We start from the raw sequence: 15788 nt of genomic DNA on the forward strand, positions 1-15788 counted from the left end.
GGTCGGGGTGGGGAGCGGGAGGCATGACCGCAGTTACCCGCCTTGCCCTGCCCGGTTCGCGTCCCGCATCGATTGAGGTGTCTGGCCGCCGAGCGAATCGCCCCCGACTTCGGCGTTGTGCGCGTGTGCCAGGTGGTGCAGGCCGAATACCGAGTCCATACCGGGCCGGAGGCCCATCAGGTCCTCGGCCTGGTTCACCGCCTTCTTCGCCAGCGCGAGACCGAACGAAGGCATTACCGCGATCTTCTCGGCCAGGGTCATCGTGGCTGCCTCGAGTTCGGCTCGAGGGACTACGCGGTTCAGCATGCCCCACTCCAGTGCCTGCTGCGCCGAGAACCGTTCCCCGGTGAACAAGACCTCCTTCGCGGCACGCGGCCCGAGGACCCAGGGGTGCGCGAAGTACTCCACTCCCGGGATTCCCATGCGCACCACGGGATCGGCGAAAAACGCGTCGTCGGAGGCGACGATGAGATCGCAGACCCAGGCGAGCATGAGCGCTCCGGCGATGCACGCGCCCTGCACGCTCGCGATCATGGGCTTCGGTATCTCCCGCCAGCGGCGGCACATGCCCAGGTACACCTCGGACTCGCGGGCGAACCGCTGGTCCGCACCCGGCCTGCCGACGTGGTCCCACCACAGGACGGCCTTGCGATCGAACGACAAGTCGACATCTCGCTCCGGGGTGCCGATGTCGTGTCCCGCAGAGAAGTGTTTTCCCGCGCCGGCCAGCACGATGACCTTGACGTCGGCATCGTCGACGGCGCGGGCGAAAGCCGAGTCCAGTGCGTAGGTCATCGCGGAGTTCTGGGCGTTCCGGTACTCAGGCCGGTTCATGGTCACCACCGCGACCGGACCTCGCCGCTCGTAGTGCACAACTTCGCTCACGCCTGCTCCCTCAGCACTCGTTTCAGCACCTTGCCCGAGGCGTTCCGCGGCAGCTCGTCGCAGAACTCGACCTGGCGCGGCACCTTGTAGTTCGCTAGGTTTCTCCTGCAGTGGGTTAGAACGTCCTCATTGGACAGATCGGCGTCCCCCTGCCGCACCAGGTACGCCTTGCCGACTTCTCCCAACCGTGGATCGGTCACGCCGATGACCGCCGATTCTGCGACGCCCGGCAGGCGGGCCAGCACCTGCTCGACTTCGGCCGGGTAGACGTTGAACCCGCCGCAGATGTACATGTCCTTGATGCGGTCCGTGATCGTGAGGTAGCCGCGTTGGTCGACCTCGCCCACGTCTCCGGTGTGCAGCCACCCGTCGCCGTCGATCGCGGCCTCGGTCGCCGCGGGGTCGTCCAGATAACCGAGCATAACGTTGGGGCCGCGCAACAGAACCTCCCCGGTGTGGGGCTCCGTGCGGAGTTCGAAGCCCGCGGTCGCGCGACCGCAGGTCCGGGCGACGGTAACGGGATCGTCGTCCGGGCGGCACATCGTGGCGACGACCGCTTCGGTCAAACCGTAGGCGGTCAGCACGGTCTCGAACGTCAACTCGGACTGCATGCGTTCCACGAGTGCCACGGGCACTGTCGCGGCTCCGGTCACCGCCAGCCGGAGGCTGGACAGATCGTGCTCAGATCTGTCAGGGGCGTCAAGCAGCGTCTGGTAGATCGTCGGCGCCCCGGGGAGGACGGTGATCCGCTCGGCGGCGATGAGTCGGAGTGTGCGCTCGACGTCGAAGGTGCTTTCCGGGACGAGCGTGGCCCCGGTCGAAAGAGCCGCCAGAATGCCTGCTTTGTAGCCGAAGTTGTGGAAGAATGGGTTCACCACCAGGTAGCGATCCTCGGCCGTCAGTCCGCCGCACTCGGCCCATGCGTGTGCGACTGACAGGGCCTGGCGGTGGGCGTTCATGGCGCCCTTGCTCCGGCCTGTCGTGCCGGAGGTGAACAGGATGTCGCTGATGTCCTCGGGTTGCACCGCTTGTGCGAGCTCGTCGACACCTGTGGTGTTCCCGTCCCACTGCGCCGGCTGGGACAGGTCCAGCCGCACCACCGTGTCGGGTAGCTTCGCGCCTGCTTCTTCCAGCAGTGCCAAGCGGTCCACGCCGAGGAAGGACGACGCCACAACCAGGGCGCGCGCTTGCGTGCGCTCCAGGAGGTCCCGCATCTCCGGCCCGGTGAACCGGGTGTTGATCGGGACGAGTGTCGCGCCGAGGTGCAGCGTGCCGAGTGCCGCCACAACCCAGTGGTGGGTGTTCGGGGAGCAGACTGCGACTCGGTCGCCCGGGCGGATTCCTTCGCCGATGAGGAAACCCGCGAAACGGCGGACGTGCTCGTGGAGCTGTGCGTAAGTCAGGCGCACCTGGCCGTCGACGATTGCTTCGCGATCGCCGAACCGTTCCGCTGCCCGGACTACGGCGGCCGGGATGGTTTCCATGAGGCGCTCCCTAGCAAGTGCTTGGTAGGGTAGCCTACGCAGGAGGCCTCGTTTTGAACAGAGGCTCCGGACGGGTGACACTGCCCCAGCATTGAGATGGGCTCGATCGGGGCCAGCCCTCGAGCGAGGAATGCCTCTATACGGAAATGAGCCGACGGCGGACAGGGCACGGGGACGGAGGAGTCGCGATGGCCGAGTTTCGGGAACGCCTCCGGGCCTGGCTGGAGGAGAACCTCGCCGGACCCTTCGCGCACGTTCGCGGCCTCGGCGGCCCTGGCCGCGAGCACGAAGCGTTCAACGAGCGGGTCGAGTGGGAACGCCACTTGGCCAAGGCAGGGTGGAACTGCGTGGGCTGGCCCGTGGAACACGGCGGAGCCGGAGCAAGCCTGGCGGAGCAGGTCGTGTTCCACGAGGAATACGCGCGTGCGAACGCACCCGCACGTGTCAGCCATCTCGGGCAGGAACTGCTGGGCCCGACGTTGATCGCGTTCGGTACACCCGAGCAGCAACGCCGGTTCCTGCCCGCCATCCGGAATGTCGAGGAACTGTGGTGCCAGGGCTATTCCGAACCCGGCGCGGGGTCGGACTTGGCCGCGGTTTCGACGTCGGCGCGCCTCGACGGTGACGAGTGGGTGGTGCAGGGGCAGAAGATCTGGACCTCCCTCGCCCACGTCGCCGACTGGTGCTTCGTCCTCGCACGCACCGAGCCGGGATCGAAACGGCACCACGGTCTTTCCTACTTGCTCGTGCCCATGCGGCAGCCCGGCGTCGAGGTCCGGCCGATCCGCCAGCTCACGGGCACGAGCGAGTTCAACGAGGTGTTCTTCGACGGTGCCCGCACGGCGAAGGACCTCGTGGTCGGCGCCCCTGGCGACGGCTGGCGGGTCGCCATGGGCACGCTCGCGTTCGAACGTGGCGTCGCCACGCTCGGCCAGCAGGTCGGGTTCCGGCGTGAGCTCACAGCGCTCACCGACCTCGCGCGGAGCAACGGTGCGCTGGACGACCCGGTGATCGCCGAGCGGCTCGCGCGCGCCTGGATGGGGCTGGAGGTCATGCGGGCACACGCCGTCCGCACGCTCGGTTCGGCGGAGCCCGGCGTGGCGGAAGTGTCCAAACTGGTCTGGGCGAACTGGCACCGCGGTCTCGGCGAGCTGGCGATGATGGTGCGCGGTGCGGCGTCGATGGTCGAGGAGGACGCCTGGCAACGACTGTACCTGTTCAGCAGGGCCGACACCATCTACGGCGGCTCCAACGAGATCCAGCGGAACATCATCGCCGAGCGCGTGCTCGGCCTGCCCAGGGAGGCCCGTCCGTGATCCCCGTCCCCGATTACCCGAAGGGCGCGAACCTGTTGCGGGACAAGGTGGTCGTCGTGACCGCGGCAGCGGGAACCGGGATCGGGTCCGCCGTCGCGAAGCGCAGCCTCGACGAGGGTGCCCACGTCGTGCTGAGCGACTGGCACGAGCGGCGTCTCCGGGAGAAGGCCGAAGAACTGGGCGACGTGCACGCGATCCCCTGCGACGTGACGGACGAGGACCAGGTGCAGGCCCTGATTGACGGTGCGCGCGCGGAATTCGGGCGGATCGACGTGCTGGTGAACAACGCAGGCCTCGGTGGCAGCAGATCCATTGTGGACATGAGCGACGACGAGTGGAACCGGGTGCTCGACGTGACGCTCAACGGGACCTTCCGGGCGATACGCGCTGCCGTGCGTGCGTTCATCGCGCAGGGCAGCGGTGGGGCGATCGTCAACAACGCGTCGGTGGTCGGCTGGCGCGCCCAAGCCGAGCAAGCGCACTACGCCGCTGCCAAGGCCGGGGTCATGGCACTCACCCGGTGTGCTGCCGTCGACGTGGCGCAGTACGGCATCCGGGTGAACGCGGTCGCGCCGAGCCTCGCCATGCACCCCTTCCTGGCCAAGGTCACCACCGAGGAGCTGCTCGCCGAGCTCACGGCTCGCGAGGTCTCGGGGAGGGCCGCGGAGCCGTGGGAGGTCGCGAATGTGATGGTATTCCTCGCCAGTGACTACGCGTCGTACCTGACCGGTGAGGTGATCTCTGTGAGCAGCCAGCATGCCTGACCAGAACTCCGGCCGCCGTGCCGAACTGCTGACCCTGGCCGCGCGCCTGTTCGCCGAGCGCGGCTACAAGGCGACCACTGTCCGCGACATCGCCGACGCCGCCGGCATCCTTTCGGGCAGTCTGTACCACCATTTCGACTCGAAGGAGTCAATGGCGGACGAGATCCTCGGCGGCTTCCTCGACGAGCTGTTCGGCCGTTACGAGGAGATCGTCGCCGCCGGGCTCGGGCCGCGCAAGACGCTGGAGGCCGTGGTCGTGGCCTCCTTCGAAGCCATCGACGCCCACCCGGACGAAGTGGCGATCTACCAGAGCGAAGCCAAGCAGCTCGCGAAGCTTCCCCGGTTCTCCTACCTCGACCGGCGTAACACGCAGTTCCGCGAACTGTGGACGGGGCTGCTGACGGAGGGCGTCCGCGAGGGTGCCTTCCGGGCCGACCTGAACGTCGAACTGACCTACCGGTTCATCCGCGACACGGTGTGGGTCGCGGTGCACTGGTACGACCCGAAGGGGTCGCTGTCCGCTGAAGAAGTCGCCCAGCAGTACCTGGCGATCGTCCTCGACGGGATCGCCGCCCGACGCCGGCCGGTGAAGAGGAGGCCCGATGGCTGAGGCCTATCTGCTCGACGTGGTCCGCACGCCCGTCGGCAGGCGGGGTGGCGCGTTGAGCACCGTGCATCCCGCGGATCTGGGAGCACACGTCATCAGTGCCGTCGTCGAGCGGGCGGGCGTGGACCCGGCACTCGTCGACGACGTGATCCTCGGCTGTACGGACACACTCGGTCCGCAGGCGGGCAACATCGCGCGCACGTCGTGGCTGGTGGCCGGTTATCCGGATCACGTGCCGGGCGTGACCGTCGACCGGCAGTGCGGTTCGAGTCAGCAGGCGGTGCATTTCGCCGCGCAGGCGGTCATGACCGGCACCATGGACCTCGTGCTCGCCGGGGGCGTGCAGAACATGAGCCGGATCCCGATCAGTGCCGCGATGCTCGCCGGGCGCGAGTACGGCTTCGACGACCCGTTCTCCGGTTCGAAGGGCTGGCAGGAGCGGTACGGCAGCGTCGAGGTTTCGCAGTTCCGCAGTGCGGAGATGATCGCCGAGCACTGGGGTTTTTCCCGTGAGGCGATGGAGGAGTACGCCTACCGCAGCCACCGGCGTGCGATCGCGGCGATGGACGAGGGGCGGTTCGATGCGGAAGTCGTGCCGCTGGACGGTTTCCGCCACGACGAGGGGCCGCGGCGGGATACGAGCCTCGAGCGGATGGCGGGCCTGAAGCCGCTCAGCGAGGGTTCTCGGCTCACGGCCGCGGTCGCCAGCCAGATCTCCGACGGCGCGAGTGCCGCGTTGCTCGCGTCGGAGGCGTTCGTGCGCGAGCACGGGCTGACCCCGCGAGCGCGGGTGCACCACCTGTCGGTGCGCGCGGCGGATCCGGTGTGGATGCTGACCGGTCCGATCCCCGCGACAGCACAGGCGTTGCGCAAGACGGGCCTGAGCGTGGACGACATCGACCTGTTCGAGGTGAACGAGGCGTTCGCGAGCGTCGTGCTGGCGTGGCTGGAGGAGACCGGGGCGGATCCGGACCGGGTCAACGTCAACGGCGGCGGGATCGCGCTCGGGCACCCGATCGGCGCCACGGGGACGAAACTGCTGGCGACGCTTCTGCACGAGCTGGAACGGCGAGGCGGCCGCTACGGCCTGCAGACCATGTGCGAGGGCGGCGGCACGGCCAACGTGACCATCATCGAACGGCTGTGAGCCCGCATCACCGCGGTACGACCGGCGCCCAGACATGCGGTGCCCGGTTTCGTCGGGCACGGCACCCATCAGCCTGATCGTCCGGTTTCGTGACCAGCGCGGCTGCCACTCCGACCGCGTCGAGGGGGCGGCGCCCGCAGCCACGACATCGCCGTGCTCGGCGCCGGCGACAGCGAACGCGCCAGTTCGCAGCGCAAGCGGTCGACAACCACGCTGAGGGGCGCGCCCACCACGGACCACGGGGTGGGGGATCGATCGGTGTCACTCGGCATGACCGATCCCCGTCTCCCTGACATCCTGTGTGACGGAATCTTCGCAGTCGGCACCGAGCACTGCCTGCTTGCCGCATCATCGAAGATCAGAACCACGGAAGGAGCGCGATGGACCTGCGGACCGACGCGGCGACGCTGAACGACGACCTGGTGCGGCTGAGGCGGGACCTGCACCGCATTCCCGAACTCGGCCTGCAGTTGCCCCGTACGCAGGAGAAGGTCCTCGAAGCGCTGGACGGGCTCCCGCTCGAGATCAGCACGGGCAAGGACCTCACGTCGGTCACCGCGGTCCTGCGTGGCCAGGGCGGCGACGGCGAGGTCGTCCTGCTGCGGGGCGACATGGACGCCCTGCCCGTCACCGAGCAGACCGGCGCGGAGTACACCTCGCAGCACGAGGGCCGGATGCACGCGTGCGGCCACGACCTGCACACCGCCGGGCTCGTCGGGGCTGCACGGCTGCTGTCGCAGCACCGCGACCGGCTCGCCGGGGACGTCGCGTTCATGTTCCAGCCCGGCGAGGAGGGCTGGAACGGGGCGGGCCACATGATCGAGGAGGGTGTGCTGGAGGCTGCGGGCCGCCCCGCTGACGCCGCCTTCGGTATCCACGTCATGTCCTCGGGCATCCCCAACGGCGTGTTCACCTGCCGGCCCGGACCGATGATGGCCGCCTCGGACGGGTTGTTCGTCCGGGTCGTCGGTGCCGGTGGCCACGGTTCGCGCCCCTATCGCGCGCTCGATCCCGTGCAGGTCGCCTGCGAGATGGTGACCGCACTGCAGACCATGGTCACGCGCCGGTTCGACGTGTTCGACCCGGTCGTCGTCACCGTGGGCACGTTCCACGCGGGGACACAGCGCAACATCATCCCCGACGACGCGAGGTTCGAGGCCACGATCCGCAGCTTCTCCAAGGAAGCGAGGAAGAAGATCGCGCAGTACGCGGTGCAGCTGTGCCAGGAGACAGCCGCCGCGCACGGCCTCGAAGCGGAGATCGACTACGTCGAGGAGTACCCGGTGACCGTGAACTCCGGGCAGGGCCACGAATTCGCGGCCGAAACGGTGCGCGAGGTCTTCGGTGAAGAACGCTTCCAGGCCATGCCCAATCCCGTCACCGGCTCGGAGGACTTCTCGCGCGTGCTCGACCGGGTGCCGGGCGCGTTCGTGTTTCTGGGGGCCACGTTCGCCGAAGATCCTGACAACGCCCCCTACAACCACTCTCCCCGCGCCGCGTTCGACGACGGCGTCGTGGCCGACGCCGCCACTCTGCTGGCGGAACTGGCGGCCCGGCGGCTCGCGCCCCGGTGAGCGGACAGCACGGAACGGAGGTAGCGCGCGTATGGGGCGGATTCTCTTTCAGGGAGGACGGGTTTTCGATGGCACGGGAAGCGACCGGGCCGCCGGTGACGTCGTGGTCGAGGACGGGCTGATCGTCGACGTCGGTACCGGTCTCGACGGGGACGAGGTGGTCGACTGCACGGGCATGACCGTGCTGCCCGGACTGTTCGACTGCCACGTGCACGTCGTCATGTCCGGTGTCGACCTGCTCCGCGCCGTGCAGCAGCCGTTCTCGTACCAGTTCTACGAGGCCGCGCGGAACCTCCGGCGGACGTTGCAGGCCGGGATCACGACGGTGCGCGATGCCGGCGGAGCCGATCTGGGGATTCAACGGGCGGTGGAGGACGGGTTGATCCCCGGACCGCGGATGCAGATCTCGGTGAACATCATCAGCCAGACCGGCGGCCACGGTGACGACTGGATGCCGTCGGGGCAGTGCGCGGGGCCGTGGATCCCGCATCCGGGGCGTCCGGCGTCGATCGCCGACGGGCCGGACGAGATGCGCCGTGTGGCGCGGACGTTGCTGCGAGCCGGTGCGGAGGTGCTGAAGGTCTGTACCACCGGTGGTGTGCTGTCGCCGGGCGACGATCCGCGGCACTCCCAGTTCACCCCGGAGGAACTGGACGTGCTCGTCACCGAGGCGAGCATGCAGGGCAAGTACGTGATGGCGCACGCGCAGGGTGCGGAGGGTGTCAAGAACGCGGTGCGTGCGGGCATCCGTTCGGTGGAGCACGGCATTTTCCTCGACGACGAGGCGATCGAGCTGATGCTGGAGCACCGGACGTGGCTGGTGCCGACGCTCGTCGCGCCGCTGGCGGTGCTCCGCTCGGTGCAGGCGGGTGCGGCGTTGCCCGAGGAGATGGTGCGCAAGGCCGAAGAGGTGGTGCAGGTGCACGCCGACTCGGTACGCCGTGCCGTCGAGGCCGGGGTGCGGATCGCGATGGGCACGGACGCCGGAGTCGGCCCGCACGGGGAAAACCTCGAAGAGCTGGCGCTGATGCGAGCATGCGGTATGACGCCCGCGCAGGTGCTCGCGGCGAGCACTTCGTCGTCGGCGGAGCTGCTCGGCTGGGGCGACCGGCTGGGCAGGCTGGCGCCTGGTTACCGTGCCGACCTGGTCCTCGTCGAAGGGGACGCCTACGAGTTCGAGCGCCTTCCGGGTGCGATCCGCGAAGTGTGGCGGGACGGCGTGCGTGTCGTGCCTATGACGCGGTAAGTGCGAAGGGTTTCCCGCGCGAACGACAAGGACCCCCGGGCGGCGTCGAGCTGGGGGAGAATGACGCCGCCCGGGGGCATGTTGGCTCCGGCGCCCGAGGGGGAGTGTGCGCCGGAGCCGCCGCGGCCGCCGCGAAACTGGGGAGGAAGGCGTCGGCCGCCTCTTCCCAGCGTACAGCGGTTTCGCCAGGATGGACGCGCTACTTTGGGCCGATGGGCGAGCACAAGGAGCGCATGCTGCGCGGGGAGCTGTATCGGGACAACGACCCGGAACTGGTCGAAGAACGACGAAGGGCGCAGCGGCTGTGCGAGGAGTTCAACGCCTGCCCCGACGACCAGCGCGAGCCGGTTCTCCGCGAGTTGCTTGGGGCGCTCGGCGAAGGATCGTGGATCATGCCGCGGTTCCGGTGTGATTACGGCTACCTGATTGAAATCGGCACGAACAGTTTTCTGAACTACGACGCGATCCTGCTCGACTGCGCCCCGATCCGGATCGGGAACGACGTCTCGATCGGTCCGCGGGCGCAACTGCTCACGGCTCTGCACCCGATGGAAAACCACGAGTTGCGCCGCCGGCGGTGGGAGACCGCGGCACCCATCACCATCGGCGACAACGTGTGGTTCGGCGGCGGCGTCATCGTGTGCCCCGGCGTGACCGTCGGAAGCGACACCGTCGTGGGCGCGGGCAGTGTGGTCACCCGGGACCTGCCTTCCCGTGTCTTCGCTGCCGGGAACCCCTGCCGCGTCATCCGGGAGCTGTAGCCGCTCAGACGACGAGATCGGTGAGCAGCCCGGAAAGCGCTTCCCCGAACCCGGCTGCGCCGCGCTGCGGCGCGAGGTGCGCACCGGGCAGTTCGACGAACGGCAGGCCGAGTTCCAGAGCCAGCACACGGGCGGGCCGGTAGTGGTAGTACCCGCGGCTACCTTCGCCCGCGGCGAGCACGATCGGCACCTGGCCCTGGCGCAGACCTTCCACGTCCGGCAGGTACTCGTAGAAGTTCAGCAGCTCACGCGTGAACAGCAACCGCCACTCGTCCTCGTTCGGCAGCCGGATGGTGCCGATCGTCGGCAGCCCGGCCCCGGCGATGGACTCGATGAAGCTCTTGAACGCTGTGAACAGGTCCCCGGTTTCGGCCTGCGCGACCTGTTCCGCCGCGAACTCCCGCCACTCCTCGGCGTCCGGCAGGAGCCGCACCGCAGGAGGTTCGTGGGCGACAAGGCCTTCCACCGTCTCCGGGTACCGCGCGGCGAGCGCCAGTCCGATCTGCGCACCCGCGCTGCTGCCGAACACCAGCGCCTTGCCGAACCCGCAGGCACGGATCACCGCTCGGGCGTCCTCCGCGTGGCGCTCCACGGAAATCGGTCCGTCCGTTCTGTCCGTGCTGCGGAAATGTCCACGCCGGTCGTACAGCAGCACCGTGTACTCCTCGGCCAGCCGCGCGGCCAGGAGCCGGTAACTGTCCGCGGAACCGATGCCCCCCGCGATCATCAGCAGAGGCGGCCCGTCCCCGAGCCGCCGCACGTGCAGCTCGGCGTCCTCGACCTGGGCGATCCCGTCCTCGGAGTCCATGACCGAAGTCAAGCACAGCGTGTCCGGAGGATCACCCACCGCCCAGGCGACGGAGAATGGCCTCCGCGTCCGCGACGACCTCGGTCACCACGTCCGCGACGGCCGGGAGATCGTCCAGCAGCCCGACGACCTGCCCCGAAGCGAGCACCCCCGCTCCGAGGTCGCCCTCGACGAGGCCGGCACGCAGCAGCATCGGCGTGTTCGCCGCCATGATCACCTGTGCCCAGCTCCGCTCTCCGTGCATCGCCATGCCCTCACGCAGCATCCCCCGCCACGAAAGCCCGGTACGGCGCCGGAACCTCCGCGCGTTGCCCACGGCGCGCACCAGCCCTGCGAGCCGCCCCGACCGTTCCAGCGCGTCGACCAGGTCCGTGCGCAGAACGCGGTGCGGCAGCCCGTCGACCTTCGTCGTGACCACGGTGTCGCCCAGGCCCCGCTTCAGGTAGGCCTGCTTGACCGCATCCGGCACGGTGCTTTCCCGGGTGAGCAGGAAGCGCGTGCCCATCGCGACACCTGCCGCTCCGTATGCGAGCGCCGCCGCGAGGCCGCGACCGTCGAAGAACCCGCCCGCTGCCACGACGGGGATGTCGACCGCGTCCAGCACTGACGGCAGCAACAGTGTCGTCGCCACGCCGCCGGTGTGCCCGCCGCCCTCACCGCCTTGCACGATCACGGCGTCCGCCCCCCAGGCCGCGACCTTCTCGGCATGCCGTGCCGCGCCGACGGAAGGGATCACGACGATCCCGGCGTCTTTCAGTCGTGCGATCAACTCCTTTCTCGGTGCCAGTGCGAAGGACGCGACACGCACGCCCTCACGGATCAACAGGTCCACTCGTCGTTCGGCGTCCTCCGCGTCGGCGCGCAGATTGACTCCGAACGGATTTCCCGTGCGGGCCCGCGTTTCCTTGATCGCCGCTTCGAGCTCGTCGTAAGTCATCGTGGCCGAAGCGAGAATCCCCAGTGCGCCCGCCTCGGCGGTGGCGGACACGAGGCGGGGTCCGGCGACCCAGCCCATGCCAGTTTGTACCACGGGGTGTGCGACGCCGGTCAAGTCCGTGATCGCCGTCCTCATCGGACTTCCTTGTCCCGCAACGATTCCGGATCGAGAACTTCACGCAGTAGGTGTAATTCGTCCGGCGTCGGTAGCCGGGTGACGGTCACGTCGCTAGTATCGATCTCGAACGTCGTGTTCTCGACCACGTCGTCCACCGAAACTCCAGGATGCACCGAAAGCAGCCGGATCCCGTCCGGCCGGAGGGCCAGCACGCCGAGGTTGGTCACCACGCGGTGCAGGTCATGGAAACGCTCACCCCCGGCTTTCCGCGCGCGTTCGAAGCCCACTCCGCACACGGTGTCCACCTCGTCGACGAAGACGCGGCGGCTGTGGCGGGGCACCCAGTAGCTCGTGCGGTGGTTGACGGTATTGCCTGGCGCGCCACGCATACCGAGCAGCTGCTTCGCCGGCCGGGAGTGGGCGCCGATCGCCGAGATGTTCTGGTTGCCGTGCCGGTCGATCTGGTTGGCACCCATGACGACGTGCCGTTTTCCATGCGGTACGACGGTGTCCAGGACCTTGCGGAACGGCTGCCAGCCCTCGACACGCCCGTCGGCGACGAGGAACGCTTCACCGTCCGACAACAGAAGATCAGGTTCGAACGTCATGCGCGCCAGGCGCGCACCGAGAGAAGGGATCAGACCCATGGGACTGGCCAGGATTTCACCATCACCGCGGAAGAGTTCCGCGCAGGCCACCACGGCCATCTCGGCCCTCGTCACGTCGCTCATGCGAAAGCCGCCACTGCCGCCTGGTAGCTCGCCTCGTCTCCGGACAGGAACCGGTCGACGAAGGCGGGCCAGAGATCCGGGTCCTTGGCGGATGCGACGTAATGCCGCTGAAAGGCTTCGTCGCGCCCATAGTCCGGGGACGCGGTGGTGAAATGCGCCCCGTGCGGTGTCTCCACCACGCCGTGCACGCTCGCTCGGTTCAGCAACAACGTCTGCACCGGTCCTTCGAACTCCTCGACGATCTTCTCGGTGGAGACGTAGCACCGGTCGGCAGCCAAGGCGAACAGTTCGTCGAAGTAGGGGTCCGGACCGAGGTATTGGGCGTTGCCATGGGCGTCGGCGCGGTTGAGGTGCACGATCGCCGCGTCGAGCTTGAGCGCGGGCACGGCGAGCAGCTCTTCGTTCCCGTACGGCGAGCGGACCGTGCGCAGCTCCGGGTTGTACCGCAGCACGTCTGACCCCAGTCCCGCACGGGTCGGCAGGAAGGGGAGCCGTTGCGCCGCTGCGGAAAGCCCAGTGCCGAACACACCTTCGTCATACTCGGTGACCTCGATCTCGCCCGACTCCCGCACGCGGTTGAACCAGGGGTCGAACGGAATCGAGTCGAGCGTGACGAAACCGAAGACCAACCGCCGGATCTTGCCGGCGGAAGCCAGTAACCCCACATCCGGACCGCCGTATGTGACGACGGTCAGGTTCTTGAGAGGAGAGCGCAGAATTGCCCGCACGAGTGCCATCGGCTTGCGGCGTGAGCCCCAGCCGCCGATGCCGAGCGTCATCCCGTCCCACAACTGCGAGACCACCTCCTCGGCGGTCATCCGTTTGTCCATTCCGCCCCCTTTTCGAGGAATGCCTGCCGGGCGCCGTCGGCGACTCCAGCGAGGTTGAGCTCGAAGGTAAAGCCTTGTTCGAACCGGTAATCGCGGTGCACTGATTGCGGGTCGATCCCGTTGATGGCGCGCTTCGCGGCCCGGATGACGCGAGTGTCCTTTGCTGCGATCCGGCGAGCGAGGTCGAGCGCTGCGTTGTCGAGTTCTTCGCGTGGCACGACGGCGTGGACGGAGCCGTGGTGGTGCAACTGGTGGGCGTCGATCGTGCTCGCCGTGTAGTACATCGCGCGCATCAGGTGCTGGGGGACGAGCCGGGCGAGGTGCGTTGCCGCGCCGAGCGCGCCCCGGTCCACTTCGGGCAGTCCGAACGTTGCGTCATCGGCGGCCACGATCACGTCCGCGTTGCCGACGAGACCGATGCCACCGCCGAGGCAGAACCCCTGCACGGCGGCGATGACGGGTACGGCGCAGTCGTAGACCGCGGAGAAGGCGGCGGCGCAACCGTGGTTCGCACCGATCAGCGTGTCGAAGGATTCGTCGCGCTGGATCTCTTTGATGTCCACGCCGGCGTTGAAACCCCGGCCCTCGGCTCGGAGGACGACGATGTGTGTGGCGGGGTCACGTCCCGCTACGGTGAGTTCGTCGGCGAGGTCGAACCAGCCGCGGACTGGCAGGGCGTTGACCGGGGGGACGTCGACCGTGACCACGGCGATGCCGGGCTCCGGGTGCTGCGTGGTGATGGGCATCGGCGCCTTCTTCCAAACCTAGCACTTGCTTGGTAGGTTAACAGGACGCTCGGGAAGCGCATAGCGGTTCGGAGGTTCGCCGATGCTGGACCTGGGGCTCGACGGTGCGGTCGTGCTCGTCACCGGCGGCATGCGCGGGGTCGGAGCCGGGATCACGCGGACGTTGCTGAGAGCCGGAGCCCGGGTTGTCACGTGCGGCCGAACCGAGCCCGAGAACCCGGTAGAGGGGGCGGAGTTCGTACGGTGTGACGTTCGCGAGCCCGGCGAGGTCGAGCGGCTCATTGGCGGGTTCAGTCGGCTGGACGTGCTGGTGAACAATGCCGGCGGTGCGCCGCCGGCCGACGCGAGCGCTTCGGCCCGGTTCCACGCGAAGGTGGTGGAGCTGAACCTCCTGGCGCCGCTGTTCGTCGCCCGGCAGGCGAATTTTGTGATGCAGCAGCAGGATTCTGGGGGTGCGATCGTGAACATCAGCAGTGTGTCGGCGACGCGAGCCTCACCGGGAACGGCCTCGTATGGGGCGGCGAAGGCGGGGCTGGACAACCTGACGGCGAGCCTCGCCGTGGAATGGGCGCCGAAAGTGCGGGTCAACGCTCTCGACGTGGGCATGGTGCGGACGGAACAGGCGCACCTGCACTACGGCGAGCGAACGGGCGAGACCGTCCCCTTAGGACGCTTAGCGGAGCCGGAAGAGATCGGTGCCTGCGTGGCGTTCCTCGCGTCGCCGTTGGCTTCGTACGTTAGTGGGGCGACGCTTAAGGTCCACGGCGGCGGTGAGGTCCCGGCGTTTCTCGGGGAGGGCACATGATCGTGGAGGGTCGGGTCGTCATCATCACCGGTGCCGGGCGCGGTATCGGGCGCGCGCACGCTTTGGCGTTCGCGCGGGAGGGCGCCCATGTCGTGGTGAACGACGTCGGCGCGGCTCTCGACGGGAGTGGCTCGTCCGCGGGGCCGGCGCAGCAGGTGGTCGACGAGATCGAAGCGCTGGGCGGGAAGGCGGTGGCGAACACCGACGACGTGGCGGACTGGGCGGGAGCGGAACGGCTCGTCACGACCGCGCTGGAACGCTTCGGACGGCTCGACGTGCTGGTGAACAACGCGGGTTTCCTCCGGGACCGGATGCTCGTGAACATGGCCGAGGACGAGTGGGACGCAGTTGTGCGGGTGCACCTCAAGGGGCACTTCGCGCCGCTGCGGCACGCCGCCGCGTACTGGCGTGGGGAGGCCAAGGCAGGCCGTGTGCCGGACGCCCGCGTGATCAACACCAGCTCGGGCGCGGGTTTGCTGGGCAGCGTCGGCCAGGGCAACTACTCGGCCGCGAAAGCGGGGATCGCAGGGCTGACCCTGGTAGCGGCCGCGGAGTTCGCCCGCTACGGCGTGACCGTCAACGCTATCGCGCCCGCGGCGCGGACTCGCATGACCGAGCCGACGTTCGACATGGCGGCGCCGGACGCGGGATTCGACGCGATGGCGCCGGAGAACGTGCCGCCGCTGGTGGTGTGGCTGGGCAGCAGGGAGTCGGCTGCGGTGACAGGTCGAGTGTTCGAAGTGGACGGTGGACGGGTGTCGCTCGCGCAGGGCTGGCGCCACGGGCCCGTGGTGGACAAGGGTGCGCGGTGGGAACCGGCCGAGCTGGGGCCGGTGGTGGGGAGGTTGCTGGCGGAGGCAGCCGAACCCGAACCCGTCTACGGCTCCGGTTGAGCGCTCGACGTCGGGGCGACGCAGCAGACACGCACGGGCCGGTCGGGGTGCGTGCGAGGAAGCGGAGCGGATACATGAGGCGGCCGAGCGACGGTGGCGCGCGGGAGCCGATGAGCTGCCGCCGCGTCCAGATAACC

General features: G+C 68.7%; 16 protein-coding genes. 9 read left to right on the forward strand and 7 right to left on the reverse strand.

Annotated elements, in window-relative coordinates; genetic code table 11:
• Positions 1 to 33: 33 nt before the first annotated feature.
• Positions 34 to 885 carry an enoyl-CoA hydratase gene (locus BMZ92_RS20560; protein WP_091510090.1) on the reverse strand — a complete coding sequence of 284 codons (852 nt, stop codon included), beginning with the start codon at positions 883 to 885 and terminating at the stop codon, positions 34 to 36.
• Positions 882 to 2369, reverse strand: coding sequence for a FadD3 family acyl-CoA ligase (locus BMZ92_RS20565; RefSeq protein WP_091510092.1), 1488 nt, complete (start codon positions 2367 to 2369; stop codon positions 882 to 884). Before BMZ92_RS20565 ends, BMZ92_RS20560 begins: the two co-directional genes overlap by 4 nt.
• 188 nt (positions 2370 to 2557) lie before the next feature.
• Here BMZ92_RS20565 and BMZ92_RS20570 point away from each other — a divergent pair, with 188 nt between their 5' ends.
• The 7 genes from BMZ92_RS20570 to BMZ92_RS20600 all read left to right on the forward strand — a co-directional run bounded on the left by BMZ92_RS20570 (position 2558) and on the right by BMZ92_RS20600 (position 9784).
• Positions 2558 to 3685, forward strand: a complete 1128-nt coding sequence (locus BMZ92_RS20570) for an acyl-CoA dehydrogenase family protein (RefSeq protein ID WP_218153511.1) — start codon at positions 2558 to 2560, stop codon at positions 3683 to 3685.
• Positions 3682 to 4449, forward strand: coding sequence for an SDR family oxidoreductase (locus BMZ92_RS20575; RefSeq protein ID WP_091510097.1), 768 nt, complete (start codon positions 3682 to 3684; stop codon positions 4447 to 4449). The genes BMZ92_RS20570 and BMZ92_RS20575 overlap by 4 nt, the downstream gene beginning before the upstream one ends.
• Entirely contained in the window at positions 4442 to 5059 is a 618-nt protein-coding gene (locus BMZ92_RS20580; protein WP_091510100.1) for a TetR/AcrR family transcriptional regulator, read from the forward strand. The genes BMZ92_RS20575 and BMZ92_RS20580 overlap by 8 nt, the downstream gene beginning before the upstream one ends.
• On the forward strand, positions 5052 to 6203 hold the full coding sequence (locus BMZ92_RS20585) for an acetyl-CoA C-acetyltransferase (RefSeq protein ID WP_091510102.1): 1152 nt from the start codon (positions 5052 to 5054) through the stop codon (positions 6201 to 6203). The genes BMZ92_RS20580 and BMZ92_RS20585 overlap by 8 nt, the downstream gene beginning before the upstream one ends.
• A 380-nt stretch (positions 6204 to 6583) precedes the next feature.
• The gene (locus BMZ92_RS20590; protein ID WP_091510105.1) at positions 6584 to 7777 is read left to right on the forward strand and encodes a M20 metallopeptidase family protein; all 1194 of its coding nucleotides are present in this window, start codon (positions 6584 to 6586) and stop codon (positions 7775 to 7777) included.
• A 31-nt stretch (positions 7778 to 7808) separates the two neighbouring features.
• On the forward strand, positions 7809 to 9023 hold the full coding sequence (locus BMZ92_RS20595) for a metal-dependent hydrolase family protein (protein WP_091510108.1): 1215 nt from the start codon (positions 7809 to 7811) through the stop codon (positions 9021 to 9023).
• A 212-nt stretch (positions 9024 to 9235) separates the two neighbouring features.
• Positions 9236 to 9784 (forward strand): sugar O-acetyltransferase, encoded by a 549-nt coding sequence (locus BMZ92_RS20600; protein ID WP_091510110.1) that lies wholly within the window; start codon positions 9236 to 9238, stop codon positions 9782 to 9784.
• 4 nt (positions 9785 to 9788) lie between these two features.
• On the opposite strand, the gene BMZ92_RS20605 is transcribed toward BMZ92_RS20600, so the two are convergent.
• Genes BMZ92_RS20605 through BMZ92_RS20625 form a run of 5 tightly spaced genes read right to left on the reverse strand, consistent with a single transcriptional unit; the run spans position 9789 to position 13953 of the window.
• Positions 9789 to 10592, reverse strand: a complete 804-nt coding sequence (locus BMZ92_RS20605) for an alpha/beta fold hydrolase (protein WP_091510352.1) — start codon at positions 10590 to 10592, stop codon at positions 9789 to 9791.
• Between the two features lie 31 nt (positions 10593 to 10623).
• On the reverse strand, positions 10624 to 11664 hold the full coding sequence (locus tag BMZ92_RS20610) for an NAD(P)H-dependent flavin oxidoreductase (protein WP_091510113.1): 1041 nt from the start codon (positions 11662 to 11664) through the stop codon (positions 10624 to 10626).
• Positions 11661 to 12377 (reverse strand): CoA-transferase subunit beta, encoded by a 717-nt coding sequence (locus BMZ92_RS20615; protein WP_091510116.1) that lies wholly within the window; start codon positions 12375 to 12377, stop codon positions 11661 to 11663. The genes BMZ92_RS20610 and BMZ92_RS20615 overlap by 4 nt, the downstream gene beginning before the upstream one ends.
• Positions 12374 to 13195 carry a CoA transferase subunit A gene (locus BMZ92_RS20620; protein ID WP_177228789.1) on the reverse strand — a complete coding sequence of 274 codons (822 nt, stop codon included), beginning with the start codon at positions 13193 to 13195 and terminating at the stop codon, positions 12374 to 12376. The genes BMZ92_RS20615 and BMZ92_RS20620 overlap by 4 nt, the downstream gene beginning before the upstream one ends.
• Entirely contained in the window at positions 13192 to 13953 is a 762-nt protein-coding gene (locus BMZ92_RS20625) for an enoyl-CoA hydratase family protein (RefSeq protein WP_091510121.1), read from the reverse strand. Before BMZ92_RS20625 ends, BMZ92_RS20620 begins: the two co-directional genes overlap by 4 nt.
• 82 nt (positions 13954 to 14035) lie before the next feature.
• Here BMZ92_RS20625 and BMZ92_RS20630 point away from each other — a divergent pair, with 82 nt between their 5' ends.
• Both BMZ92_RS20630 and BMZ92_RS20635 read left to right on the forward strand, forming a co-directional pair.
• The gene (locus BMZ92_RS20630) at positions 14036 to 14758 is read left to right on the forward strand and encodes an SDR family oxidoreductase (RefSeq protein ID WP_091510124.1); all 723 of its coding nucleotides are present in this window, start codon (positions 14036 to 14038) and stop codon (positions 14756 to 14758) included.
• A complete protein-coding gene (locus BMZ92_RS20635) occupies positions 14755 to 15651 on the forward strand; it encodes an SDR family oxidoreductase (protein ID WP_091510126.1) in 897 nt (298 codons plus the stop codon). Before BMZ92_RS20630 ends, BMZ92_RS20635 begins: the two co-directional genes overlap by 4 nt.
• The last annotated feature ends 137 nt before the right edge of the window (positions 15652 to 15788 follow it).

The sequence above is a fragment of the Amycolatopsis sacchari genome (assembly GCF_900114035.1).
GTDB lineage: Bacteria > Actinomycetota > Actinomycetes > Mycobacteriales > Pseudonocardiaceae > Amycolatopsis_E > Amycolatopsis_E sacchari.